This is a genomic window from Desulfosarcina widdelii, assembly GCF_009688965.1.
GTDB lineage: Bacteria > Desulfobacterota > Desulfobacteria > Desulfobacterales > Desulfosarcinaceae > Desulfosarcina > Desulfosarcina widdelii.
This window is the reverse complement of the sequence record NZ_AP021875.1, coordinates 2,470,873-2,497,033: the sequence shown is the minus strand read 5'-3', so window position 1 is coordinate 2,497,033 and position 26,161 is coordinate 2,470,873. Positions and strand designations below refer to the sequence as shown.

Sequence of the window (26,161 nt, the reverse complement as noted above, 5' to 3'; positions counted from 1 at the left end):
GAACGCTTACACCTTTTCGAACCTGCCTCCACACCCTGTCATTCATGCTCACTCGCGATCCAGTGCATCGCCTGGGGAGCGTCAAGATCCCTTGTTTCCAGAACCGATTCAACGCTTCCTGCAGTTGGCCTGCCGCGTGTGATCACATCAAAATAAAAATGATTTCAGTAAATTAAAACTCCGGCTGTGCCCGAGCGATCCGAAGTGGTTCGGACCGGTCCGGCGAGACACTCGATCGGCGAATGGTTATCTGAACGTCGAACATTGAACATCGAACGTCCAACGTCGAATGCGGAGATCGCTTCGCTCCGTCAATCGGTTTAAAAGAATCACCAATCGTAGGTGCGGTCTGTTAAAAAAGGCTTTAATCTTTATAAGAACGATAGAATACCAAATTCGAAGTTCGATGTTGGACGTACGATGTTCGGCGTTCATGGGTTTGGGTTTTCGCCCCCTTCGGAGGGGGCTTCATCAAATTACCTACTAAGCGGGTGTTCGGTGACGTGAGAAAATGGTAGCCGCTTTGCGTCAATTCTCCGTGCGAAAAAATCGATGCCGGCGCTCTTGCCAAATTTGCATTGATTTTGCATGATATTCGATGGTTCGATAAGCGATGCGATAACGCTATTAAAGATAACCGAAACCGAACCGATGGTTAATTGATAGGCGGCGATGCAGGAATGAAGGCGTTGCAGCGGTGCCGGCGAATGAGCGGTCCGCGGATCGGCGCTTTGCCGCATGTGTGTCATGGAATATACGGGCGGTGGGCTTTTGAGATACAGATCGCCGGCAGTCCGGGAGAAAATCGGAAGCGAACATGCTGAAAAGGATACTCACCACCCCATTGATCCAGATTGTTTTGCTGACGCTTCTGGTTTTGATAGCAATGGTTGCCTCTTTTGCCCCCTGGACCGCTGTCGAAAACCGCAACTTCGATTTCTGGGCCGGTCGGGTCGGACACCCGGAAGACCTGCCCATTGCCATTGTGGCCATCGATGACCGCAGCATCGAACAGTTTGGCGGTTGGCCCTGGCCCCGGTCGCGCATCGCCGAACTGTTGAATCTGCTGTCCGAAAACAATGCCGCCGCGGTCGGGTTATGCCTGCTCTACACCCAGCCGGACCGTGGCGAGGGCCTGGCCGTCGTCCAGGAAATGCGGAGGCAACTGGCCGACCCGCAATGGAACGGAGACCGTTCCACAACCGCGCGGTTCGACGAGCTGCTGGCCACGCTGGAAACCCGCCTGGATCAGGATGCCATCCTCATTGAGGCCGTTCGCCGGACCCGCAACGCAGTGCTGCCGCTCTACGTTTCCATGGATGCGCCGGCCGATGTGGAATCCGTCGATCCGTCCGGCCTGGTGATCGTCAACTCCCTGAACCCGCGGGTCCTGCCTGCTGTGGCATCCGGCAGGCAGCAGGAGGCGCTTCGTGCCATCGGTGCCGGTTTCCAGGGACCGCCCATGGGAAATCGGGTGATCGCACCTTTTGCCAACCTGGCCGGTAAAGCCGGCGCTTTAGGGTACCTCAACCTGAATGAAGACGACGATGGCCGGATCCGGCATCTGCCGCTGCTGATCGCCTGCCAGGGACGCCTGCTGCCCGCCTTTGCCCTGCAACTGGCGCTCAAATCCTCGGGAGCACGTCTGAAGGACCTGGCCGTGGGGCTGGATCTGTTCGGCCAACCCCACCTTAACGCCGGTAAGATCGATCTTGTCGCCGACGATGCCTATCGCATCCCGGTGATCCATGACGAAGATTGGACCCGGCAGCGGCGGTTTTCATTTTCCGAAATCGTCAACGGGGAGATCGACCCCGTGGTATTCAAAGACCGGATCGTGCTGATCGGGATCACCGCCCAACCGCTGGCCCGGGTTTTCCGGATGGGGCTGAACGATCGGTCGCCGGAAGTCGAGGTCATGGCCGACGCCCTGGCTGACATCCTGTCCCCAGAAAGGATCTCGCGGCCGTCGTGGACACGGATCCTGGAAATCGGGGTGGTACTCTATTTCGCCACTTTTCTGGCCCTGGTCATTCCCCGGGTGAGCCTGAGGCTCGGGGCCGGCATTCTGCTGATTTTTCTGGCGACCTGGTATGCTGCCGCCGTGGGCCTGCTGCTGGGATATGGCTACAAGGTCGAGGTGATGGCCCCGGCAACCCTGGCCGTGGTGGGTTTTCTCGTCCTGCAGCTTACCGTCGCCTCGCGGCGGATGCAGGCGGCGCAGCTGGAGGCCCTTACCACCCAGGGACTTTCCTACCAGGGCCAGGGCATGCTCGATATGGCCCACGAAAAGTTCATGCAGTGTCCGGTAAAGGATCGCAGCGTCAAACATCTGCTGTATAACCTGGCCCTGGATTTCGAGCGCAAGCGGATGTTCAACAAGGCTCTGGACATTTACCGCCACATCCGGTCGGCCGGTACATACAGGGATGTGAACAAGCGCATCAAGCGATTCGCAGAACTGGACAACACGCTGGTTGGGGGGGCGAGGGGAGAAAAGCCGCTGATGATGGCTGGCGGCGACGCCAAACCCACCTTCGGCCGTTACGAAATTCTACAGGAACTCGGGCGCGGGGGGATGGGCACGGTTTATCTGGGACGCGACCCCAAGATCAACCGCGAGGTGGCCATCAAGACGCTGGAATATGCCGAGGTGGAGCCGGCCGAACTGCCCGACGTCAAGAACCGCTTTTTCCGGGAAGCCGAGGCCGCCGGCAACCTGTCCCATCCCAACATCGTTTCCATCTACGATGTGGGCGAAGAGCACGACATGGCCTACATTGCCATGGAACTTCTCAAGGGCGACAACCTGACCTGGGTTTGCATCAAGGGGCACTTGCTGCCGGTCCCCGAGGTGCTGGCGGTGATGGCGGACGTGACCGCCGCTTTGGACTACGCCCACACCCAGGGCGTGATTCACCGCGACATCAAGCCCGCCAACATCATGAGGCTGGAAGACGGACGGGTCAAGGTCACCGATTTCAGCATTGCCCACGTGATGGATGCCTCCCAGACGCGCACCGGTGTGGTGCTGGGCACCCCGAATTACATGAGCCCGGAGCAGGTGGACGGCAAGCGGCTTGACGGCCGGTCGGACCTTTTCTCCCTGGGGATCGTTTTCTATGAAATGCTCAGCGGAACCAAACCCTTCAAGGGGGATTCAATGAGCGCGGTATTGTATGCCATCGCCAACAGCCGCCCCAAACCGCTGACCAAGGTGGCCGAGGACATCCCGCCCTGCGTCAGAACCCTGGTCAACAAACTGCTGGCCAAGGACAGGCGGAAACGCTATGATTCCGCTGCCGACGTTGCCAAGGCCATAGACGATTGCCTGAAACGATTGTGATTAAAGCATGATGAACTCGTAAAAAATCGCATTTCCGACGGATTCGTAAAAAAGTACCAAACTCGTCATGCCGGACCTGATCCGGCATCCAGAACATATTGAAACAACTGGATTCCGGCCTGCGCCGGAATGACGAAAATATGATAATTTCGAAGTTTTTACGAATTCGTCAACCATGGGAGAAGGAAAATGGCCATGCTCGTTCTGGTCCACGAAGGATTGACCCTGAAACGGATACCGCTGGACAAATCCCAAATTCGCATCGGGCGCAAGACGGACAGCGACGTTTTCATCGACGACATGCTGGCCAGTCAGAAGCATGCCCGCATCGAAGTTCTCCCCAACGCGGATGCTCCCGGCGGAAAAGACCATTTTATCCAGGATCTGGAAAGCACCAACCAGACCTTTGTCAACGGGGAGCCTATCGAACGCCATAAGCTATCTCACGGCGATCTCATTCGCATCGGCAAGCACAACTTCAAATTCATCGACGAAACGGCCGATCCGGGGGACAAGACGGCCAAACTGAAAAAAAGCTGGATCCCGGGTGTATACTATACCGAGGAGTAATACACGAAAGCGCTTTTCAGTCTGGCATCAGCGAAGGCAGTTTTGCCTTGATGTCCGTTCGCAACGGTTCATACTGGCCGGGCAGCTTGAGGTCCCTTCCCAGACTGTGGGGAGCTTCGTCCACGGTGAATCCGGGAGGGTCGGTGGCGATTTCGAACAGCACCCCGCCCGGTTCACGAAAGTAGATGGATTGAAAGTACTTGCGGTCGCGGACCTCGGTTACCTGTAGGCCATGGTCGCGAAGCTTTGCCTGCCATTTGATCTGCTCCTGGCTGTCCCGGGTGCGAAAGGCGATATGGTGCACCGTGCCGCCGCCGGGCTGGACCGGCGGGGCTGAGGGGTCGATGACCACATCGAACAATTGGCCTGCGGATTTCAGGTCGTCCATGGCAAACCGATATCGGCTGCCTTCCCGCCCGACCGGAACCATCCCCATCACCTTTGCGATTAGTGCTTCGGTATCTTCCATGCGGTTCAGCAGCACCGTGGCCGAGTGAAATCCCTGGATCGCGGTTTCGATTTCAGGTTCTGCCGAAGCTTCTTGTTCGTCGCGGGCCGGCGGCTGTGCGACGAGTTCCAGGGGCAGGCCATGGGGGTCGGTAAAATGGATCACGTTCTCGCCGAAACGGGCAGTCTCGTCAAAAGGGATCCGGCAGTCTGTCAGGTGATCGCACCAGTGGTTCAACGCTCCCGGAGGAACGGCAAATGCCACGGCTGACACCGATCCGGCGCCAGGCGTGCCCGGACGAACCTGCTCCCAGGGAAAGAAGGTCAGGATGGTGCCGGGGCGACCCGTTTGATCGCCGTAGTATAGGTGATAGGTGTACGGATCATCGAAATTGACGGTTTTCTTTACCAGGCGCAGTTGCAGGACGCCGGTATAGAAGTCTAAATTTTCCGCGGCGGATGAAGCCACGGCGGTAATATGGTGAATGCCGGCAACGGCCATGCTGTCATTGATCGGGGCCATGGAGCACCTCCATTTTTTATCTTTATGGCGAGATAATAGGTTTGCAATCGCTCCCTTATTTACTGAGATCAGGACTCTAGAAATTTACGGTAAGACGATAAGTCTTGATGTCAAGATAAACTGTTCGGTCCTTATGGGCAGAGTCGCATTGGTTCGCCGGCGGCCCTTTTCTTTTCAATCCGTCCGTTTTGTGGTAAGCCTTGCCTGCGGTTCGCTCGACTGGAATCGCTGTCAATTACTGTAGAAAAAGGAAGACTCCATGCTCGTCGACGGCAATCAGATCCGTCCCATATGGCTGGATGACGACCGTACCACGGTGAAGGTCATCGACCAGCGCCAGCTGCCCCACCGCTTCGTGGTCGCCGATCTGACCCAGGTGGACGAAGTCATCCATGCCATTGTAGAAATGTTCGTCCGAGGTGCGCCCCTAATCGGCGCCACCGGCGCCTATGGCGTGATGATTGCCGCCTTGAACGCCGGATTGAAAAACGATCCTATGGCGTTCATCGAAAAGGAATGCCGGCGGCTCAAGGCCGCCAGGCCCACTGCCGTGAACTTGGCCTGGGCCGTAGACCGGGTGCTCGCGATTGTCCGAACCGCTGGATCGGTGGAGGCCTGCATCGACGCCGCCCGCGACGAAGCTGCTGCCATTGCCGAGGAGGAGGCGGAGAACTGCCGCATGATCGGTGTGCACGGGGCCGAAATCGTCGAAGCCATCCGCCACGAGAAAGACCGGGGGCCGGTAAATATTCTCACCCATTGCAATGCCGGCTGGCTGGCCTGCATCGAGTACGGTACGGCCACCGCGCCGATCTACGAAGCCTTCAACCGCGGTGTAGATCTGCACGTGTGGGTGGATGAAACCCGGCCCTTGAACCAGGGCGCCCGGCTCACGGCCTGGGAACTGGGCAAGCACGGCGTGCCCCACACGGTGATTACCGACAACGCCGGCGGCCATCTCATGCAGCACGGACGCGTGGACATGGTGATCGTGGGCACCGACCGTTCCACCCACACCGGGGATGTGGCCAACAAGATCGGCACCTATCTCAAGGCCCTGGCGGCCAAAGACAACGGGATTCCCTTTTACGTGGCCCTGCCGTCTTCGACCTTCGACTGGACCATGACCGACGGTGTGAAGGAGATTCCCATCGAGGAGCGCAGTCCGGACGAAGTGCGCTACATCCAGGGGTTGGCCGACGGGCAGCTCACCCGGGTACTGGTGCCGCCGGAAACCAGTCCGGCGGCGGACTTCGCATTCGACGTCACCCCGGCGCGCCTGGTTACCGGTTTTATCACCGAGCGGGGTGTTTGCGGGGCCAGTGAAGAAAAAATCCATGAACTCTTTCCCGAACATTGACGAATTCGTAAAAAAGTGGATAACCAAACGCTCATGCTCACCGATCTCGAGAAGAAAGTAATCGCCTCCATTCAGGGGGACATCCCAATCGTATCCCGGCCTTACCAGGCCCTGGCCGAGGAAATCGGCATCCCGGAAGAGATCCTGATCGAAACCCTGAAAGATCTCACCGAACGAGGGGTCATCCGTCGTTTTGGCGCTACCCTGCGCCATCAGAAATCCGGCTACCAGGCCAATGCCATGACCGCCTGGCAGGTGGACGAGGACCGCATCGAAGAGGTCGGTCATATCATGGCATCCTTTCGGGCTGTCTCCCACTGCTACCGCCGCGACCCCGCTGAAGACTGGCCTTACAACCTGTACACCATGATTCATGGCAAGAGTGAGGAAGACTGCCGCGAAACGGCCCGGAAGATGTCGGAAAAAGCGGGCGTGGAAACCTACACCCTGCTGTTCAGCCAGCGGGAGTTGAAGAAGATATCCATGACGTATTTCCCGGACGCCATATAGTGCCCATCCAGAAATGGCCAATTGGCCCGATATCTTTGTTGCGCGAAAAATTTTATCCTCGGAATATCAACCATATACCTGTGGTAAAATTTTTCGTGCGCCTCGATCTCGACCCAATTTGCCTATTTCTGGAAAGGCACTAAATAAGGCTATACTTTTAAAAGAAAATGTTTCCTCAAGCAAAAGTGATGATTTCGCAAAAAGTCCCAGGCTCGTCATGCCGGACTTGATCCGGCATCCAGAATGTATTGAAATGAAAGGATTCCAGCATACGCCGGAATGACGAAAACTCGCGATTTCCTGCTCCTTGCGAGTCCATCATAAGTATCAACATGACAACCCCCCACGCCCCCCACATTCTTCTAATCAACCCCTGGATTCACGATTTCGCGGCGTATGACTTCTGGGCCAAGCCCCTGGGGCTGATGACCCTCGGCGGCATCCTGCGGGACCATGGGGCCAAGGTTTCCTACCTGGACTGCCTGGACCGGTTTCACCCCTCGGCGCCGGAATCTTCTTCACCTTCGGCGCGCTGCGGCCGCGGGCCGTATCGCAAAACCACCATTGCCAAACCGCCGGGACTGGCGGACATTCCGCGGACCTATAGCCGCTACGGCATCGATCCGGATTGGTTTGTCCGGGATCTGAAGGCCCTGCCGCCGGTCGATCTGGTGCTGGTCACCTCCCTGATGACCTACTGGTATCCGGGGGTTCGGGAAACCATCGCTCTGGTCAAATCGGCCCTGCACGACGTGCCGGTGGTGTTGGGCGGGGTTTATGCCACGCTGTGCAGCAAGCACGCCCGGCAAACCAGTGGCGCGGATCGGTTGGTCACCGGGCCGGGCGAAAACGAGATTTTGTCCATGGTGTCTGAACTCACCGGCTGGTCGCCGGAACCGCACTTCGACCCCAACGGCCTGGATTCATTCCCCCGGCCGGTCCTGGATCTGGAACGCCGCCTGGTTCATGCACCGGTTCTCACTTCATTAGGCTGCCCCTTCCGATGCGCCTACTGCGCCTCCCACCGCTTGCAGCCCCGGATGAAGCGGCGCAGTCCGGCATCGGTGGTAGAGGAGATGGTGTATTGGCACACGAATCATGGCGCGCGGGATTTTGCATTTTACGACGACGCCCTGCTGGTTGACGCCGACCGCCACGCCATCCCCCTGTTGGAGAAGATTATCGCCGCGGGCATGGACATCCGGCTGCATACTCCCAATGCCCTGCATATTCGTGAAATCACCGAACCCCTGGCGCATTTGATGTTCCGGGCCGGTTTCCACACCATCCGTTTGGGATTGGAGACCACGGCCTTTGACCGGCGCGGCTCGATGGACAAAAAGGTAACCGAAGCGGAGTTCTTGCGGGCGGTGAGACATCTCCAGTCCGCAGGATTTCGTGCCGACCAGGTGGGCGCTTATCTTTTGGCCGGCCTGCCCGGGCAGCGGGCGGCCGGCGTCGAGGAATCCATTGCGGTGGTCAAGCGGGCCGGGGTTACCCCGGTGATCGCCCATTACACGCCCATCCCTCACACGCCCATGTGGGCCGACGCGGTCGCCGCTTCGCGCTACGATCTGGAAGCCGACCCCATTTTTACCAACAACGCAATCTTCCCCTGCCAGAGCGAAGCCTTTTCTTGGGAGGTGCTGACTCGTCTGAAAAATCTGGCCCGGCTATGAGGATTCAAAGTTCAGCTTTCTGTTGAAAATTTGGGCTGACATTGTAAGCTGCCGTAAGTGTTTCGCCTTTACAAAAGGAGAAATTGCTTTTCATAGTAAAAAGATTCAAGAATTGGTCGGAAATTTCGATATTTATGCCGAACGTTTTTCAAAATTTCTTCCAGTATTTACGAACTATCCGCAATTTAAAGAAATGCTCGCCTATTTTACTGACCCGGACTGTAAGGGTTGCCGGCAGGGTACATGCAAATATCCGAATTGTGGTGTCGTCAATTGCTATAAGGACAAGGGAGTGGATTTTTGTTTTCAATGTGACGAATTCCCTTGTAGCAAAACGAATTTCGATCCTCATCTGGAAAAGCGATGGCGCCAGATGAATACGCGCATGAAGGAAATTGGCGTTGAAACATATTTTGAGGAAACAAAAGATTTATTCAGATATCTTTAACCTATTTCAGGTTTAAGATGAAACCATAGGGAGTTAAGCGGCAATCTGAAATAGGGCGAAATATGGGCATCCGTGATTGTTGGATTAATTTCCTTTATCGCGCAGCGAAAGGGACCAGAAAGACGCGAATGCTGCTCACCCCGGTCGGATTTATCCTTTTCGGGGTGTTCACCGGACTTTTCGTGACACTGGCCATGCATACGGATCGATGGCTCTCTCTTCCATGGCCGTTGCCAGAAGGACTATCCTGGTTTATTGCGGTGATATTCATTTTCGTGGGTACCGGCGTGATGGCATGGTCAGCGCTTCACTTCCTCAAGGTGAAAGGGACGCCGGTTCCGTTCAATCCTCCGCCTGAGCTTGTCACAACCGGACCGTACAGATTTGCCCGGAACCCGATGTTGACGGGCGTCTTTATCCTCCTTTTCGGGATTGGATTCGCCATCAAGTCGCTCTCCCTTGTCGTCTTTTTCACGCCGCTTTATATCCTGGCAAACGTATCGGAGCTCAAAGCCATCGAGGAACCGGAGCTGGTAAAGCGGTTTGGTGAAGCGTACGTCGCCTATCGGCAGCGGACCCCGATGTTTATTCCTGGAATGAGGCCCAGGAAATGAGCCCATCAAACCAGTAGATGCAGTCGATAAGACCCAAGAATCATCATGGCCGAGCTTTACGCTATCGCAATTTTGGTGAAACCTAAAAAAGCTTATACTGAGGAGCATACTATGGAAAAGATCAAAATTGATGCCGGAGCTGCTTTTTTATACCCCATGCCCATGGTCCTGGCAGGGTCTGTCGTGGATGGAAAGGCAAATTTCATGGCCGTTGGTTGGGTTTCAAGAGTCAATTTCAAGCCTCCTCTGGTTGCCATAGCGTTAGGGCCGCATCATACCAATAAGGGCATAGACGAAAACAGAGAATTCAGTATTAACATCCCTGATGTTTCGTTAATCGAAGAAACGGATTATTGTGGATTGGTCTCCGGCAAAAAGACAGACAAGTCCGGCCTTTTCAACGTTTTCTTTGGTGAGTTGGACAAAGCACCACTCATTCAAGAATGCCCCGTCTCTATTTCATTATCTTTGTTTGATGCCGTTAAACTTCCGTTTAATACGCTTTACATCGGAGAGCCGAAAGAGGTTTTTACTGAAGAAAAATATATGACGGGTAACATGCTGGATATCAAAAAGGTCAACCCCTTCACATTGACAATGCCGGACAACCAGTATTGGTCTATTGGAGAAAATCTCGGGAAAGCCTGGAGTATCGGGAAAAGTCTGAAGAAATAAGAATTGGATGGCCTCGTAAAAAGTCCCAGACTCGTCATGCCGGACTTGATCCGGCATCCAGAAGGTGTTGAAATGAATGGATAGCGCTAAAGCTTCACTACGTGCGCCGGCATGCGCCGGAATGGACGCCAACTTGCGGTTTCGGACTTTTTACGAATCCGTCAAGAATTGGATGATGTCGGGGAAACAACATTTCGCAAAGTATTGAAAAGAGAGGAATCGGATTGGACTCAAGGAAACACGGTCATTTCAGTCTAAACGAGTTGATAACAACTGACCTGAATTCTGCAAAGAAATTTTACGGTGAGCTGCTTGGTTGGACGTTTATTGAAACAGAGAACATATACGGCAACCCATACCTGCTGATTCATAAAGAAGGAACCATGCTTGGCGGCATGATGCTAAAGGATGGAAACGTTTCCGACGACGTTATCCCCTGCTGGGATCCATACATCACCGTTGATGATGTTGAAGCCTCTGCCAAAAGGGTCGAAAACTTGGGCGGAGAGGTTATTCTCCCACCTACCGATATCCCCAAGGTTGGCCGTTTTTGTGTAATAAAGGATCCGCAGGGAATAAGCCTGAACTTGATAACTTACGAATGAACTTTCCGACAGCAGCCAAAAGGATGAAATCGCATGGCATACAATGAGCACCTTGCCGGGAAAGTGGAAGCGCTTTTAAGAGAAAAGCCAGGTTTTACCATGAAAAAAATGTTCGGCGGAGTTGGCTTTCTCCTGCATGGCAACATGGCCTGTGGGGTTCTAAGCAATGACCTAATCGTTCGCGTGGGCCCCCAGAATTACGAAAAATATCTAACCCTCCCCGAGGCCAGAGAATTCGACACAAGCGGTCGGCCGATGAAGGGATGGGTCATGGTCTCTTTTGAGGGTGAGAATAAGAAGCCGGATCTGGAAATTTGGGTCCAAAGAAGTGCTGAATTTGCCCTCGGGTTGCCGCCAAAATGTTCTCGATAAATATTGGTATGGTACTTGGAAATTATAGGAGAAACTGCAATAGAACGGACAAAATTTATGAATTTAATATGCGTAAAAATATTTTTTATGTGAATTGATTAATTATTTTTTGTTTCTGAATGATTCCATCTAAAAAATTTATTTCTTCTTTCAAGATGTCAAGATTTTTATTAAAGCATAAATTATCAGAAATTATCTCCATATCATAAATTTTTTCTGTAAATCCGATTAGGTTTTTTGCGATTTTAAAATTTAAATCAGTAAATATAGGTTGATGTTCTATTGTTTGGTTAAATTCTGTGATAAGGTACTTCTTTTTATAGATCGTTAAATAATTTTTAACATTATTTGTTATACTATCTATGGATATCTTCTTGTTCAGTACATCGGTCTGCCAGTTTTGTTGCCAAGGATGAATACTATAATGGAAAAGAGTTATATTTAGAATAAATTGATCAAAACTTTTAAAGTATTCTATTAGCCTGCCTCTCATATAGTTACATTTCCATTCGGGTGCGCTATTCAAATAGAAAATTACGAGATAAGTCATGGCATCTTTATGGTATATCCTCGAATTTAAAAGTCTGGAATAGAGCCTTGTATAAAATTTTACATGATATCTTATTCCACTTGGAGAATATAGAAATATGCAAACTAAGATTAGAATTAAAAGTGAGAAAGGAAAAATAATCATAACTTAACCTGGATCTTTTGATCAGTTTTCAAATAGACTAAATGATTAGTTAGGTATAATTTTTCATTCTGATAAAATGGGATCTAATCTTCGTAAAAATTTTTATATGGTTTCTCAAAATAGTAAATTCCGATACCCACAATATTGCGCCCTGATCCCTCAAGTTTGGGGTTAACGTCGCGATCATTAATTGCGATGTATCTGTCCATGTCGTTTATAAGTATTTGTGCAGACTTATTAGACATTCTTCTTATGTCTGGAATAACTTCATCGGGAACATTGTCATAATACACTTTTCTCTGAAAAAATGGTTGCTTAATTCCAAACTCGATATTGTTTTCTATCGTCGAGATTAATAATCCGACATCAGTGCCTAATATTTGGAATTTGCTGACTTCGTCCAAAGTCGGCACGAATACATCCGTAATCAAACGAAGACGTTGCTCCGATTCCAGTTGTACAGCACCGACTCGAAGCAATTCATCCATTATCGCCCGAGTGGGTATATCGCCACTGAATTTTTTTACCAACGTATCAAATGTCGTACCTTTGCCGTAAATGGGTATAATGATCGGTTTTCCTTTTTTATCAACGAAGTCGGTTTCTCTTCGCCACCCGGATATTACACGTGCGCAGCGATTGTTTCGGTCAAACACTTTCTGACTCGATGGGGGATCGATCTCCGATAGATGTTTGACTTCCTTTCGCGAGAACCCTGTTAATACGGAAATGCGAGATTGGGTCTGCTTTCTACCTTTGATTGTAAGATCATTTTTAGCGATATCGTAAAATACCCATTTGACCAATGAAGAGAAGTGCCCATAGGAGATGCCTCTTTTCATTGCCATGCGGATAAGGGGACGCAAGAGCTTCACAATTGCCGAATTGATGACTTGAATTGTATTGTGGTTCACGGGCATAAGTATAATTGTTGGGATTTTACGGTTTCCAAAGAATTCGCTCCCGTTCATAATCGATCCGATAATCCAACCCCTTCAGGAAATTCATCCCCAATAATCCTTCGTAGGGTGTTGGGGGGCCTGTATGTTGAATCACACTGGCCTCAAATCCTTGCTTCTTTATCGGGCCCACTTTCGCGTAATCCAATTTTACGATGTCGCTATCCAGGACTTGGCCCCCTGCGATCATCAGTTTGGCCTTACTGATGCTTTTCAGGTTCAGTTTCTCGGCAACATTCCGGTGGAGGACCGTAATGCTCGCGCCAGTATCCAAAAGCATTGTGATTTCCAGTTCATTGTTACCATATCCTAAAGTCACCGGAATCAGCACATGGTTGCCGTCCAGCAGATTCACCTGGGTTTCATTTAATTTCTGACGCTGCTTTTCATTAAACGTCTGTAATTCGTTTTCCCATCGTTCCTGTGCCTTGCGGTTGATGTAATATTTGTTCCCCTTGGAGGTAATAAGGAAGGTGCCGTTGCTATCCGCTTTGATGGTATACGTTCCGGCCTCTCCTATGGAGAAATCCCGAATATGGTCTGGATCGATGTACCATGATCCGTCTTGATCGGTATCCATATAGACGCCGCCTTCGTCTTTTCCGATGTGATACATACCTGCAGCGTGAACAAGGGAGGATAGAATCCCGACGAGAATTAGGAAAAAAATTGTTCTACGCAAATTGATCACCGATAGATATCCTCAAAGTCACTACCCTGCTTATCGAGTGAAGAAAATAAGTAGGAGTGGGGGGTGAAAAGACAGCTTTTCCGATTCAAATCGATCATTCGCAAGAAATCTCGTATTCGCAAATCCTTGATTTGACCTTTTGAGGCAGAAAACTGAAAATAACCTACTGAAATCATAGCGTTCGTCTATTTTTCGACAAAGGCGAAACGCCTGCTTTAGGTATCTGTAACCGTAAGCGTCTGGGTAAAATAAATGTCTGCCGCTCGTTTCAGGTTGTCTTTGCTAATCAAAACCGGAACTTCCTCATAAGCGGAGATTGCCTCAATAATGGTGATGATGTCATCCGGATAACATGCCCGAAGCTCCCTGCCCATCAATTCGGAACAGAGGTTTCGAAGGAACTTGGAACTGCCGGGCTCGCTTTTTAAATTCTTGTTTTCCACGACACGGATAAAAATCTGGTCGAATACTTCGGGGCCCACCGGTTCCACATAAATTTTATTCTGAATCCGTCTCAAAAAGGCTTCATCCGCAAGCTTCGACGGATCAAAGTTGGTTGAAAACACAACCGTCTCTTGGAAAGGGATTTCAAATTTTACCCCATAGGTCAGGCTCAGATAATCGACGCGTCTGTCCAACGGTACGATCCATCGGTTCAACAGATACTCCGGTGAAAGGATCTGACGCCCGAAGTCATCGATGACAAACATGCCGTTGTTGGCCTTCATCTGCAGCGGCGCCGCATACACACCGGTGCTTTCGTCCATCTTCAATTCCAGCATATTTGCCGTCAATTCCCCCCCGACAATTACACACGGCCGGCGGCACAGCACCCAGCGGGGGTCTATCGCCTGGACCGCCGTATCCACGCGTTCATGGAAAACCGGATCATAGACCACAATGATCTGACGGTCGAACTCCACCGCATAGGGAACGGCAATGACGTCGTCATAGATCCTGGCCATGCGGCTCGCGAGACTTGTTTTGCCGTTGCCCGTAGAGCCATACAAAAAGATGGAATTCTGGGAATTCAAGGCAGGTCCCAGTTGATCCAGGAGGTTGTCGGTCAGCACCAGGTCGGAAAATAGCGAACGGAGGCTGGATCGATTTACGCTGACCTTGCCTTTCTGCGCCATGACCGCATTTCGATAGGCGTCGAGTGATACCGGTGCCGGTCCGACGTAGCGGCACATCTCATAACTCTTCCTGGCGAACTCCTGGCCTTTGCCGGACAACGTGAAGATATAATCCCGGTCCTGCATGCCTTTAATTTCAAAGAACTGCTCTTTGCGGAGCCGTTCGAAAATTTCCTGTACAACCGAATAGGAGAGCTTCAGGGCCTGGCTCAGCGCCTTTAAACTGTTGGTTCCGGTTGTGTAAAGCCGCCTGAGGATCAGATCTTCCACCAGGGTGTCGGGGATATCCAAACCGCTCAAACTGTCGGAAACCTCGGGTGTGAACAGTGGCCTTACAGATTCGCTGCTTGTTTTTTTAAGATTGACTTCCATGATGTCCTTCCGGGCCATTTTAAATGGCAGTCGGCAAACCAAAACTAAAAATAAACGTTAAAGCCTGCGCCGATAGTGATGTATTCAACCTCGTCGACCTCTTCCATCCCTCCGGTGTAGTTGCCTTCGATTCCGAAGGAGACGGAATCATGGATAAGAAAGTCCACACCGCCGCCGACTTTGAAGCATAAAGAGGTTTCTTCATCATCCGGTAATTGAAACCCGTTGGCATCGGCTACGGCATAGGCCTCATCGTTATAATCTACGTTGTAATGCATGATTCCGGCTCCAGCGATAACATACGGCTTTATCATCGTGAACCTTGGGAAATACCCTTTCAAAGAGACAATACCGGTCAGGATTTCTACATCACCACCGACGGAATCGTCGGATTTCAGGACTCCATCGATGGGAAGGACATAATCGACATCCATTTGAAGATACAGCGTACGGGCGAGCCGATACCCAAATTTCGCATTAATCCCCCATGCATAACTGTCCCAATCAACAACATCCTCATAGTCAAAATTGGGAAACATGTAGCTGCCCCCGATTCCCACATAATACTGTTTTTCTTCTGCCTGAACACTGCCGGCAAAAAAGAGTGTAACCACCACGAAGAGAAGAATTGCCAAAAACGGACGCATTTCACGGTTAACCATCTCAACCTCCTTTAACGATATGATTTAGTATCTTCATCCATACTTTGAACGGGTCGATCCTCATGATTTTTTTATATGAAAAGATTCAGCAATGAACACGAAGGCATTACCCCATTTCGAACAGACTCAAATGGTTCGTGAGATCCCTGCCGATACGCACACGGATACCGGCGTTTCCATTCCTGATATCCTGAACTTCTTCAAGGGTCTGCAGGCCCGGAAGTTCCTGGGACAGGCGGTAGGCTTCTTCAGCATTTTCTTTTGTGTAATAGATGCTGGTTCCCACATGGTTGAAGTGGTCTGCGTTGGAGAGGTACATCAGAATGAAACCTTTACCGGTCAGGTAAGTGCCTACGTTCCTGGCCATGTGCCGTAAACCATTGCCATTGGAGACCTCGATCTTGACTCGGCGCATGGGCTGGCGCTGAATGTCGGTCCCATCCAGGCCCAACAGTTCCGGGGCCCTGGATTCGTGGATTATCCCATTGCGTTCGACCTCCATCGTCTTCCGGATGGCAGCGTTCTGGCCTTCAGCGCTGCCGAACTCGGCCAGGGAGACGGTGTAGATGGGTTGATCGTTCCGATCTTCGGTCTTCTCGTTTAGGATCGCCATGTATGCCGGTTCAATTTCGATGATCTCCGGGTCTTCAATGGCACCGGCCGGGATGGTGGTAAAGCCGTCCGCATCATAGCGGGCCGTGAGATCGTCTTCTTCCAGGCCTTGACGTTTTTCCTCGGTATTGTCGAGCATTTCTTGCTTTTCCTCATGGATCCGGGCGAGGCTGGTGGCGGCGATAAGACCGTTGCCGCTGTCAGTGTCCGACGGTTTCAATGCCGATGCCATGGAAAAGTGCTGGGCGGCGCGGTCGTAATCCCCCTCGCGGTAGTATAGGCGGCCCATATTCGAGTAGGCCCGGGCCTTATCACCCGCGGCCAGGAACGTCTGGAGGGCGGCCTCGTGGTCTCCGATTCGGGCATAAGCGACACCAAGGTTATTGCGGTAACGTTCGTTTTCCTGATCCAGGGCCACGGCTCTGGTAAGATAGTCGACGGCCAGCTCGGGACGGGCTTGCAGAAGATAGGAATAACCAAGGTTGTTGAGAACATCGGACCGGTCTAGATGGATGGCCAAGGCCGCAAGATAGGCGGTTTGTGCTTTGGAATATTCTCCCATCCTGTCCAGTGAAATCCCCTTTGCGTTGTAGGCCATTGCGTTGTCCGGATCGGTCTGCACGGCGGCTTCAAACTCCGCAACGGCCAAACGATGCTTGCCTTTTTCCTGAAACACGCAGCCCATGGAATAGTGATCCCTGGATTCATCGCTGTTGGTGCTGATTTTTCCGTGATATATGGATGGTTGTTGGGAAAATGCGGTCCGGTTGCGGCCTTCATTGCCCTGGAACAAGGTGCAGGCCGAAAACAGGAAAGCCGCTGTGCAGATAATTACCGATACTTTCACGGAAGCTGCGATCGACTTTTTCATTTTGTAACCTCTTTGCTTATGAATCCTTGCCGTGATTGAAAACGTGTCCACAAAAAACACTATCCCTTACGCTGAAGTCATGATGATGCCGTTTTATGCGGCGTCAGCGGCCGCAGGAACTTCACGGGGATCCATCTGTTTTTCCCGATATTCGCCCAGTTGAATTTTTCATCTGTGACAGTAATACGCGTCCCCTTGGGCAAGATTCCGAGAACATCGTCTCCGATGGCCGGTCCGCTTCGAACACTGATGGGGGCAACCGCAACCATTTTTTGTGATGCTGGGGCCTGATTCTCCGACACTTCGGCAACGATGCGGGCAGATGCCATGGAAAGCTGATATCGGCCCTGCAGATCGGCCAGTATCGGCAGGATCAATACGATGAATACGGCCAGCCGGATAGCCGCAGGAGGAAGGCCGATTGTCCGTTGGGTTGAATTTCCGTCCTGCTGGTGTTCCCCGGACGTAGAATATTCAGGGGACGCCGGGGCGGCTGGTTTTCCCTTGCCGTCCATTACAAGCGTTCTGGCAGATGCATAGAACAGCAGAACCTGAAAAAGTAACAACATCGGAACCGCCGCCTGGAAGACAATCAGGATCTCGGCTGTCGGCTTGTGGATCGATTTAAAAACGATCAGAGCGGCGACTCCCATAACCGCAAGGGAGAGGTGGAATGCCTTGGCCCCCCAGTTGTCCTTGCGCATCAGGAGAACGATTCCAAGGGCGCAACTCCAGACGAAAAAGACAAAGAGTGCCTTCCAACTCCAGACAAAGGGCGCGATCGATTCGATGCCCCAGGAAATCCCCGTGAGTTTAAAGATAATCAGATTGAATGCCAGCAGAGGGTTGAGCGGATGAAATTTCACCAATAGAAAGAGATTCTGTTGGGACGTTTCGGGAGATCCTGCCAGAAGCGCCAATAAGCCCGCCGATGCGTTGTAAAAGCCTTCTATACTGAAAGAAAGAAGCAGGACAATGACACCCAACAGGGCCCAGGCAAACCAGAAAGCCTTTTTGTTATCGATTTTCTTATACTCCCGAGCAGAGGCGACTGCCAATCCGGTCATCCACACCGATAACAGGACCCAAACGATCAAACCAAACCAGTTGGTGAGGGTCATATCCAGAACCGGATTTCCATGCAGGGCTTCCATCACCCGGGCGACGGTCCAGATGCAAACCAAACCGAACATGGTGATCATCGCCGGTTTACCAGCTGCGGCAAGGCCATCCCCGACCATCTCGAGGTACTGCATCCATCTTGCGCTTTTCGGGGGTTCGACAGGTTTTTGTTTTTTTTTCATGGTGTATCTCCTGGACAGGAATGCATCGGGTATGATGCAACAAAAATGGCCGCTACTGAAGATGGATGGCGGTGCTCCTAATAGAATTTTCGCATCTCCACCTTCTTCAGGTTCTCGTAGGCCTTCTCGTAGAATTTCGGACTGGATGCGATGGCCTGGTTGAACGATTGGGCCGCTTTCTGATATTCTCCCTGAGCCATCAGTACGCAGCCTAAATTGTTGTAAGCCCGGGCGGTGTTGGACCCTTGTCTGAAGGCTTCCAAAGCCCCGTCGTAGCGGCCTGTACGGGCAAGAACCAATCCGAGATTATTGTAAATTTTATCTTTCGGGCCGTTGGTGCGCAGTGCCCGCTTAAAGGTGCTGATGGATTCTTCGTAGCGTCCGGCCAGGGACAGGGAAACGCCCAGGTTGTTGTAGAGCAAGCCATCCTGCGGTTTGAGCAGAATGGCTTCCGCATACTCCCGCGAGGCCTTGTCGTATTGCTTCTGAATATCGTAGATGTTGCCCAGATAATTTCGGGCTTCCCAGGATCCGGGATTCAGTTCGAGGGTTTTGTCAAAAGAGAGGATGGCCAGCTGGTATTGGCCCATCCTGAAAAATGCCGTGCCCATGCCTTCATGGGCGGCGGCGTACCTCGGTTGCTTCTTCACAGCCTCCTGAAAGGATTTGACGGCATCTTCATATTTGGCTGTTTGCAGCAGAACCAATCCCTGCTTGCAGTAAAGACGAACGTTGTCCGGATCGAGTTTCAACGCCTTGCCATACTGAAGGAAGGCCAGGTAATAGTCTTTGCTGCCGAATTGACGGTCCCCCAATTCTTCCAGGTCCCTGCTGGTCATATCCGGGAGTGTCTGGTTCAGTGCGGGTTCCGGTGTACTATCCATCTTGTTGTTAGCTGAAAAAAAAGGTTTTTTGGGTTTGGATACTCCGATTTTATTTGATGTGGCACAACCCGACATGCTCAAGCTCACAACCATAATCAATAAAAGGAACAGACTCATCTTATTCGGCAAACGAAAATGATATGTTTTCATAGTTATTCCTATTGCAGCATCACATTATGAGGGATTGATCATAACACGATAGATCGTAATACAAATTGGCCCTAAAATTACGACAAACATGGCCGGGAAAATACATACAGCCAGTGGGAAGAGGAGTTTGGTGGCCATTTTGGCGGCAGCTTCTTCAGCACGTTGGTATCGTGCAGTTCTGAAACTATCCGAAAATACTCTCAGAGCCTTCGCCACACTGGTTCCGAAACGATCGGTCTGGAGCAAAACCGTTACCAGGCTGTTCACATCATCAATATCCGTCCGTTTCGCCAGGTTTTTAAGGGCTGTTGGCCGAGCCTTTCCTGCCCGCAACTCCAAATTTAACGCGTTGAATTCTTCGCTTAACTCCGGTTGATTTAATTCCAATTCCTTCCCTACACGATTTATAGCTCCATCCAGCCCCATACCCGCTTCAACGCAAACAACCAGCAGATCGAGCGCATCCGGAAATCCCTTGGTAATTTTATCCTTTCTTTTGGACGTTTTGAGTTTCAACCAGAGGTCAGGAAGATAAAGCCCAAGCAAAGATAAAAAGATAGCGATCCAGAGTACGGCCTGATTTTTCATGTCCGGGAAAAACAGAAACGCGGATATTATAAACGAAACCGGCAAGCCGATAGCCAAAAGAAACTTCACACCCCAAAATATGGTTGGGATATTTTTGCCTCGTAAGCCTGCTCGTAAGAATTTGATTTTGATGTCGGCTTCCTCTCCAGATCTGTTAGGATTCGTTTTTAAGCCGATCATGCTTAGTATATTGAGAAAAAAATTTTTAGATTTGTTAGCACCAGATATATCTAATGACTCATTGTGGTTTTCGATTGCACTCCAGTCGTCATCGGTTGCTTGAATTTTTTTTATTACCGAACGTTGATAACGTTTTTTCCTTATATATATCAAAATGCCCATGCTCAGGAGGCAGAGTACGACAAACGCCAAGGATGCCATTAACATTATGATATTTTCGTCTGATAAAATCATTTTTTTTATCCTCCTGAGGAAATGTTCTAAACTTCCACTTTGATAATCCGTTTGATCATAAAATAAGCTAAAACCATCAGCCCAATCATGATTGAGGCCAGCATTCTGCCGACCGGATCTTCATGTAGCGGGGCAACGACATCCGGGTGGAAAAGAAAAAGAAATCCAGCTAAAAGGACCGGAAGGATATACAGGACCACTGCTGATAATCTTCCCTCGGCGGTCAGCGTCCGTACTTTCCCCCTAAACTTGAATCGCTCGCGTATCAGATGGGCTAGTCCATCGATGATTTCGGCCAAATTCCCACCGGTTTCCCGCTGCATAATCACTGAGACGACAAAGAAGTTCAGATCGGGACAGTCCACCCTACGGACAAGATTTTTTAGGGCTTCCGCGACACTTTGGCCGAAATTGATCTCATCCAGGGTTTCGGCGAACTCAGGACCGAGTGGATCGCTAAATTCATCAGCAGCGAGTTTCATTCCACTTGTAAAGGCATGGCCAGCCCTGAGTGCCCTTGCGATCAGCCCCAGAGCTTCCGGAAGTTGCTTTTCAAAATGAGCCATTCGCTTGATTTTCTTCGATCTAACATAGAGCAGCGGCAAGCCAGCCGTACAAGTTGTGAGCAATAGCGTTAGAACAAAATTTTTCAAAACCATCTGGCAAAGTAAAAAGGTTATCAACCCCAAGGCCATGCTTAATAGGATTAGAAATCCCAACGTAAATTCTACGTTGGCCTGATTCATCATTAGTTGCAATCGATCAATTCCGGGAGTGACGGAAAGAATGCGGTGGATGAACGGTACTTCACTCAATGTGTTTTTTTTGTAAATATTTTCGGCCTGCCCACCTTTATCCTCAACGACGCCCTGCCGAAGCCGGCGAAGCGTTTCAGCCCGGTCCGGATGCATGAAGCTGCGGTAGGCATAGATCGATAATTCCAGTACAAGAAGTGTAAGGGTAAATAAAATTAGACTGATCCACAGGATATTCATAGCAAGCCCTTTCGTTTCAAACCTCCGTGATGTTGGAAGGATCGAACAAGGTTGGTGAGACGTTGATCCCTGCCATTCGAAACCGCTCGATGAACTTTGGCCGTACACCGCCGAAAGCGAATTGGCCCCTGACTTTGCCGGCCGAATCAATACCCTTTTGCTGAAAAGAAAAAACCTCTTGAGTGGTAATCGTGTCGCCTTCCATGCCGGTGATTTCCTGAAGGCTGATCAGTTTTCTCGAGCCGTCCGTCAAGCGGGCCAGGTGAATCACCACATCGATGGCGGAACTGATATAACGGCGCAGAAATTGGCTGGGAATTTCGAAGTTGGCCATGGCTACCATCGTTTCAAGCCGCATCAGCGCGTCCCTGGGGGAGTTGGCGTGGATGGTGGTCAGGGAGCCATCGTGGCCGGTGTTCATGGCCTGTAACATGTCGAAGGCCTCTTTGCCGCGGACCTCACCCAATATGATGCGGTCAGGCCGCATGCGCAGGCTGTTGATCACCAGATCCCGCTGGGTGACCTCTCCCTTGCCTTCGATGTTGGGCGGGCGGGTTTCCAGACGAACAACATGCTGTTGTTTTAGTTGTAGTTCCGCCGAATCTTCGATGGTAACGATGCGCTCCTTGGATGGAATAAAACGAGAGAGAACATTGAGGAAAGTGGTTTTCCCGCTTCCGGTTCCACCGGCAATGAGAACGTTCAGGCGAGATTTAACAATCCCTTTCAAAAACTCACCTACCTGGGGAACGAGCGTTTTAAATTCTATCAAATCTTCCAGTTCCAATGGGTCGACGGAAAAGCGCCGTATGGACAGCATCGGGCCGTCCAAGGCCAGGGGCGGTATGATGGCATTGACCCGGGAACCGTCCAGCAAACGGGCATCGACCATAGGCGACGATTCATCGATGCGACGGCCCACGGCCGAAACAATTTTATCGATAATCTTCCGCAGGTGTTCGTCGTCTTTGAAGCGTACGTCTGTGGCTTCCAGACGGCCGAAACGTTCCACGTACACCTGTTGATAGGTGTTGACCAGGATATCCGAGACGGTTGGGTCCTGCAGCAGGGGTTCCAGCGGGCCGAAGCCCAAAACTTCGTCGAGGATTTCAATAAAAAGCTTTTCCTTTTCTTCGGCATTCAAAGGAACTGTATTGAGGTCTTCTTGCAGAATTTTTTGAACCACCGACCGCAACTCCGGCTTGAGCATATCCGGTTCAACGCGATCCAGAATAGACAGGTCAACCAGATCGAGCAAACGGTCGTGGATTTGACTTTTTAGCTCGAAGTATTCATCGGGCAATAAGTTCCTGTCATCCGTTTCCATCATATCCGTCAGCGGTATAATGTTGGTATCCACAATGATTTCCTCCTTATATGCCTATATCTTTCTATCGGCTTCGATATCTACGGTTTAGCGTCCAAACAGACGCCAGCTTTTTTTGGGGGCTTTTCGCTTGCCGCCGCTGATCAGGGTGTCGGTAAATCCCGCCATGCTCTTGCTGATGTTTGCCCGGGGAGAAACCTCGTATAGGGGCACACCCCGGTTAATGGCCGACATGGATGTCTTGTAGTCGTTGGGGATATTCCAGAAGATTTCCTTGCGTATACTTTCCTCTGCTTCCTTGAGAGATATGTCCGCATTCTTCAGATAACGGTTGATCACGATGCGGATCTGGCCTTCCTGGACAGTCCCCAACCCGATCATGGACTTCAGAAGATTTCTGGTGTTGTTCAGACAGGGCAGATTTAAAAGAGAAATCAGGATTACCTGATCGGACATCTCGATCGTCTTTAAGGCCGGTCCTTCCAAAGACAAGCCGGCATCCACTATGATGTAGTCAAAAGTCTTTTTCATTGCGGTCAACAGTTGCTCCATCATTTGGGGTGTTGCCGGCGGATGCCCGTTCAAATAACTGGGGGAGGGGAGGATATGCAGACCCGAAGTATGTTTGGCCATGGCATTGAGCAGAAAGGTGGTGTCAAGGCGATTCATATTCTTGGCGATCTGACCCCAGTGATAGTTGGGCTTGACTGACAAGAACAACGGGATTTCACCAAACACGGTGTTGAGGTCCACCATGGCAATGGAGCCGGCATTTTTCAATTCTGCGAGCATCATCGCCAGGTTGACGGCCACGGTGGTTGTGCCTACGCCCCCTTTAGCACCCATCATGTGGATAATCTTCCCATTATGGGCTGCTTGTTCGTTTACTGTGGCATGCTTGCGGCGTTTCTGAAATGCATCCAGGGCATTATTGACTTCTATTTCATCAATGGGTAGGGAGAGAAATTCCTTGGCGCCGACACGCATGGCCTGCCGCAGCAGGGCCGTATCATGCTGTGCCGCTGTGACGAACACCTCACCGATCGCATTATTTTGCAGCAAGGATTCTATTTGGCTGAACTCGGCTTCGAAATTATCGGTCAATTCAACTATCAGAAGGTCAGGACGCTCCTTGGAAGATGAGGTGCGATACCTGCCTGCGCTCAGAACGATATGTTCCAGTGCTTTCTGGGCTTGCCTGTCTCTCAACCTGATGCTTATGGAAGGCTTTTGATCAATCATCTTTTTTCTCCATTGGCGCCTGCCTGATACGCTGTCTATTCGACCAGTCCTGGTATTGTTCCTTTGACACCATACTCTCCGCCACCGCCCCTTGTGTGGTATTCGGAAAACAAATCGCACAATATTTCGCCTTCGATTCTCTTTTCCGGTGCCGTCTCGACATTGGTCATGACAACCCTCGTGTAGCCTAAGATTGTTAATGAATCGTTTGGGTTTTCACATGTACCGCCACCGTCGTAAACCACGACGGAGGTTTCCCATCGGTGGAGATTTCTTGGTGTCCCGTCTGGATAAAGAGCCTGCTCTAGAGGCGTTCCCTCATCATCCGTACGAATGTTTCCATCTTCACCATAAAGCGGCTCCCCATCTTCTGCTATCGGGACCACATCACCATCGTCTTCAGACAAAGATCCAGTTGTTGGAACTTCTACGGGGTTTCCGTCTTCGTCATAGGTGGTTTCAGTTGCTACTGGATCGCCGTTCTGATCAATATCATAGCCTTTCCGCTTGAAGAGCATAAGAAGAGCGTCAAAAGTTGGATTACTCAGATTGCCACCGATAAAATTGAATTCTGTTTCTCCAGCTGTAGTTTCGGGGCTGCTCGGATCACCGTTAAGAATCTCTCGGAGTAAATTGTCATTGGGCGGATATATATCGTAACTATTCCAACCCGCACAGGAATCAGGGTCGTTGGTTGGATTGAACACTATGAAATCGTTGCAAAAATTTCCATCTTGATAAAAATAGTCTGATATTCCGATAGGGAGTTCCAGTTCCCCCGGTTCCGTTGTGCTTTGCCCTGTCAATGCCGCGGTGGCATCCATCCAGACGTCCATGGTATCGATGCCTATTATTCTGGCAAAAAAGGTAGTTATTGGGTTGTTGGCATTTGAATCACGACGCGCAATCACTCTAACAGCATCCGGTTGATCATTAGTTTGGGTAAAGGAATTGCCATCCCACTGCCCAATCATAACATCTTCTGGAAGTATGACGATATTATCTAACCCTCCCGCTCTGTTTTTGGAGGCAAGCGTCACGGCCGTCGCTTTAATAGTATCCGCGTCGTTGGTGCCACACACATAGTTGGGCTGTTGCGTCGACGGCATATTCTGGTAAATACTTCCTAATACACCGCAAGCAGCCAATGACGAACCGTCAGCAATATTTTGCAATTCATTGCGAACAACCATATACCGGCCGATATCGATGGCCAGGGCTGTGAAGGCCAGAAATGCAACGAGCGCGACGGCCACGAATATCAACACCGCACCATTCTGGTTATTAACTCTGGGCGGGAGACAACGCCGCACTAATTTATATGCCTTTTTTTTATGCTTACTCATAGTTCATCACCGTATAAGCTGAGAGCGTCATCGGATTAGAGAGTCCGACACCGGGAAGATTCGGTAGTGCGAGGAATGTGTGGGGCCACTGAATCTGAACCGACAGGGGGTCGCCAAAATCCTGCCCTTCGTCAAAATTCACCGTCACCGTAGGGGCTGTCCACCCACCAAAAGTTATCAACAAATTGTTGTCGCAAAAGGAAGTTACGTATGTATCGATTTCCTCGGTGGTATACCTTGGTGCCCGGGCGACGATGCCGAATCGAACACCTTCGCGGCTGGCATTGGTGATTACCGCTTGGTTATATAATAGAATGCCGAACTCGATGATAGCGAAAAGAATTACGAGAAGTAGAGGCATGACAATGGCGAATTCAATAAGAGAGCCACCATGCTCGTTTTGAAATATTTTTATTTTATGGCTGCTATTCATAAAGGGATCTCCTCAAAAATCTATGTATCATCGGATGGCGTTTCATCGAGAATCAGATATCAATTCTCATTCTTTTTCGAGGCATTGCCTTCACCACAACCGATATGAGAATCCACAATATGTTCTGCCTTCGAGCCTGCCAGACCCTCTATTGGATCTAGGTTTTCTTCGGATTCCGGATCAAGGATTTGGTTGTATTTGGCGGATTCGAAGGATCGGCCCCAGTTTTTTTCCAACGGCGTGTCGATATCATTCATATTGAATTGGGCGCATCCCACAAGTCCGATCGCAATGATAGTCGCAACAATTGTTTTAGATAGATTCATCAACAT

At 50.7% G+C, this 26,161-nt stretch carries 26 protein-coding genes; 10 read left to right on the top strand and 16 right to left on the bottom strand.

The genetic code is table 11. The features are described 5' to 3' along the window. The first annotated feature begins 817 nt into the window (after positions 1-817). Entirely contained in the window at positions 818-3,346 is a 2,529-nt protein-coding gene (locus GN111_RS11800) for a CHASE2 domain-containing serine/threonine-protein kinase (RefSeq protein ID WP_155303937.1), read from the top strand. 189 nt (positions 3,347-3,535) lie between these two features. Next, complete coding sequence (locus GN111_RS11795) at positions 3,536-3,916, top strand: FHA domain-containing protein (protein WP_155303936.1); 381 nt, start codon at positions 3,536-3,538, stop codon at positions 3,914-3,916. A gap of 16 nt (positions 3,917-3,932) precedes the next feature. On the opposite strand, the gene GN111_RS11790 is transcribed toward GN111_RS11795, so the two are convergent. Beyond that, positions 3,933-4,886 carry a ring-cleaving dioxygenase gene (locus tag GN111_RS11790; RefSeq protein ID WP_197740538.1) on the bottom strand — a complete coding sequence of 318 codons (954 nt, stop codon included), beginning with the start codon at positions 4,884-4,886 and terminating at the stop codon, positions 3,933-3,935. 259 nt (positions 4,887-5,145) lie between these two features. Here GN111_RS11790 and mtnA point away from each other — a divergent pair, with 259 nt between their 5' ends. The 8 genes from mtnA (at position 5,146) to GN111_RS11750 (ending at position 11,149) form a co-directional block, all read left to right on the top strand. Further along, complete coding sequence (mtnA, locus tag GN111_RS11785; RefSeq protein ID WP_155303935.1) at positions 5,146-6,246, top strand: S-methyl-5-thioribose-1-phosphate isomerase; 1,101 nt, start codon at positions 5,146-5,148, stop codon at positions 6,244-6,246. Between the two features lie 15 nt (positions 6,247-6,261). Continuing rightward, positions 6,262-6,756 carry a siroheme decarboxylase subunit beta gene (ahbB, locus tag GN111_RS11780; RefSeq protein WP_331457714.1) on the top strand — a complete coding sequence of 165 codons (495 nt, stop codon included), beginning with the start codon at positions 6,262-6,264 and terminating at the stop codon, positions 6,754-6,756. Positions 6,757-7,088: 332 nt separating this feature from the next. Then, positions 7,089-8,435 (top strand): B12-binding domain-containing radical SAM protein, encoded by a 1,347-nt coding sequence (locus GN111_RS11775; protein ID WP_155303934.1) that lies wholly within the window; start codon positions 7,089-7,091, stop codon positions 8,433-8,435. Between the two features lie 22 nt (positions 8,436-8,457). Then, complete coding sequence (locus GN111_RS34430) at positions 8,458-8,883, top strand: DUF3795 domain-containing protein (protein WP_197740537.1); 426 nt, start codon at positions 8,458-8,460, stop codon at positions 8,881-8,883. A 128-nt stretch (positions 8,884-9,011) separates the two neighbouring features. Next, positions 9,012-9,497 (top strand): methyltransferase family protein, encoded by a 486-nt coding sequence (locus GN111_RS11765; protein ID WP_170302235.1) that lies wholly within the window; start codon positions 9,012-9,014, stop codon positions 9,495-9,497. 45 nt (positions 9,498-9,542) lie between these two features. Next, the gene (locus GN111_RS11760; protein ID WP_197740536.1) at positions 9,543-10,172 is read left to right on the top strand and encodes a flavin reductase family protein; all 630 of its coding nucleotides are present in this window, start codon (positions 9,543-9,545) and stop codon (positions 10,170-10,172) included. Between the two features lie 224 nt (positions 10,173-10,396). Further along, positions 10,397-10,777: a VOC family protein gene (locus GN111_RS11755; protein ID WP_155303932.1), complete on the top strand. Its 381-nt coding sequence runs from the start codon at positions 10,397-10,399 to the stop codon at positions 10,775-10,777. A 33-nt stretch (positions 10,778-10,810) separates the two neighbouring features. Beyond that, the gene (locus tag GN111_RS11750) at positions 10,811-11,149 is read left to right on the top strand and encodes a TfoX/Sxy family protein (RefSeq protein ID WP_155303931.1); all 339 of its coding nucleotides are present in this window, start codon (positions 10,811-10,813) and stop codon (positions 11,147-11,149) included. 85 nt (positions 11,150-11,234) lie between these two features. Here the strand turns inward: GN111_RS11750 and GN111_RS11745 are convergent, their stop codons facing one another. The 15 genes from GN111_RS11745 to GN111_RS11675 all read right to left on the bottom strand — a co-directional run bounded on the left by GN111_RS11745 (position 11,235) and on the right by GN111_RS11675 (position 26,161). Then, the gene (locus tag GN111_RS11745) at positions 11,235-11,642 is read right to left on the bottom strand and encodes a hypothetical protein (RefSeq protein WP_155303930.1); all 408 of its coding nucleotides are present in this window, start codon (positions 11,640-11,642) and stop codon (positions 11,235-11,237) included. Positions 11,643-11,926: 284 nt separating this feature from the next. Beyond that, entirely contained in the window at positions 11,927-12,814 is an 888-nt protein-coding gene (locus GN111_RS11740; protein WP_155303929.1) for a DUF6502 family protein, read from the bottom strand. After that, positions 12,783-13,382 (bottom strand): retropepsin-like aspartic protease family protein, encoded by a 600-nt coding sequence (locus GN111_RS11735; protein ID WP_170302234.1) that lies wholly within the window; start codon positions 13,380-13,382, stop codon positions 12,783-12,785. The genes GN111_RS11740 and GN111_RS11735 overlap by 32 nt, the downstream gene beginning before the upstream one ends. A 326-nt stretch (positions 13,383-13,708) precedes the next feature. Next, entirely contained in the window at positions 13,709-15,001 is a 1,293-nt protein-coding gene (locus GN111_RS11730) for a DUF8689 domain-containing protein (protein WP_197740535.1), read from the bottom strand. Positions 15,002-15,045: 44 nt separating this feature from the next. Then, positions 15,046-15,663 carry an outer membrane beta-barrel protein gene (locus GN111_RS11725; protein ID WP_155303927.1) on the bottom strand — a complete coding sequence of 206 codons (618 nt, stop codon included), beginning with the start codon at positions 15,661-15,663 and terminating at the stop codon, positions 15,046-15,048. 106 nt (positions 15,664-15,769) lie between these two features. Beyond that, the gene (locus GN111_RS11720; protein ID WP_155303926.1) at positions 15,770-17,146 is read right to left on the bottom strand and encodes a LytR C-terminal domain-containing protein; all 1,377 of its coding nucleotides are present in this window, start codon (positions 17,144-17,146) and stop codon (positions 15,770-15,772) included. A gap of 77 nt (positions 17,147-17,223) precedes the next feature. Beyond that, on the bottom strand, positions 17,224-18,450 hold the full coding sequence (locus tag GN111_RS11715; RefSeq protein WP_155303925.1) for an SH3 domain-containing protein: 1,227 nt from the start codon (positions 18,448-18,450) through the stop codon (positions 17,224-17,226). 77 nt (positions 18,451-18,527) lie between these two features. Further along, complete coding sequence (locus tag GN111_RS11710) at positions 18,528-19,334, bottom strand: tetratricopeptide repeat protein (RefSeq protein WP_170302233.1); 807 nt, start codon at positions 19,332-19,334, stop codon at positions 18,528-18,530. Between the two features lie 174 nt (positions 19,335-19,508). Then, on the bottom strand, positions 19,509-20,486 hold the full coding sequence (locus tag GN111_RS11705; RefSeq protein ID WP_155303923.1) for a type II secretion system F family protein: 978 nt from the start codon (positions 20,484-20,486) through the stop codon (positions 19,509-19,511). 26 nt (positions 20,487-20,512) lie between these two features. Further along, entirely contained in the window at positions 20,513-21,481 is a 969-nt protein-coding gene (locus GN111_RS11700) for a type II secretion system F family protein (RefSeq protein WP_155303922.1), read from the bottom strand. A gap of 16 nt (positions 21,482-21,497) precedes the next feature. After that, positions 21,498-22,841: a TadA family conjugal transfer-associated ATPase gene (locus GN111_RS11695; RefSeq protein WP_231715723.1), complete on the bottom strand. Its 1,344-nt coding sequence runs from the start codon at positions 22,839-22,841 to the stop codon at positions 21,498-21,500. Between the two features lie 54 nt (positions 22,842-22,895). After that, positions 22,896-24,050 carry a CpaE/TadZ family protein gene (locus GN111_RS11690; RefSeq protein WP_155303921.1) on the bottom strand — a complete coding sequence of 385 codons (1,155 nt, stop codon included), beginning with the start codon at positions 24,048-24,050 and terminating at the stop codon, positions 22,896-22,898. Positions 24,051-24,085: 35 nt separating this feature from the next. Beyond that, positions 24,086-25,396, bottom strand: a complete 1,311-nt coding sequence (locus GN111_RS33360) for a pilus assembly protein TadG-related protein (protein WP_170302232.1) — start codon at positions 25,394-25,396, stop codon at positions 24,086-24,088. Continuing rightward, positions 25,389-25,829: a TadE/TadG family type IV pilus assembly protein gene (locus GN111_RS11680; RefSeq protein WP_155303920.1), complete on the bottom strand. Its 441-nt coding sequence runs from the start codon at positions 25,827-25,829 to the stop codon at positions 25,389-25,391. Before GN111_RS11680 ends, GN111_RS33360 begins: the two co-directional genes overlap by 8 nt. Before the next feature lie 59 nt (positions 25,830-25,888). After that, entirely contained in the window at positions 25,889-26,161 is a 273-nt protein-coding gene (locus GN111_RS11675) for a hypothetical protein (protein WP_155303919.1), read from the bottom strand.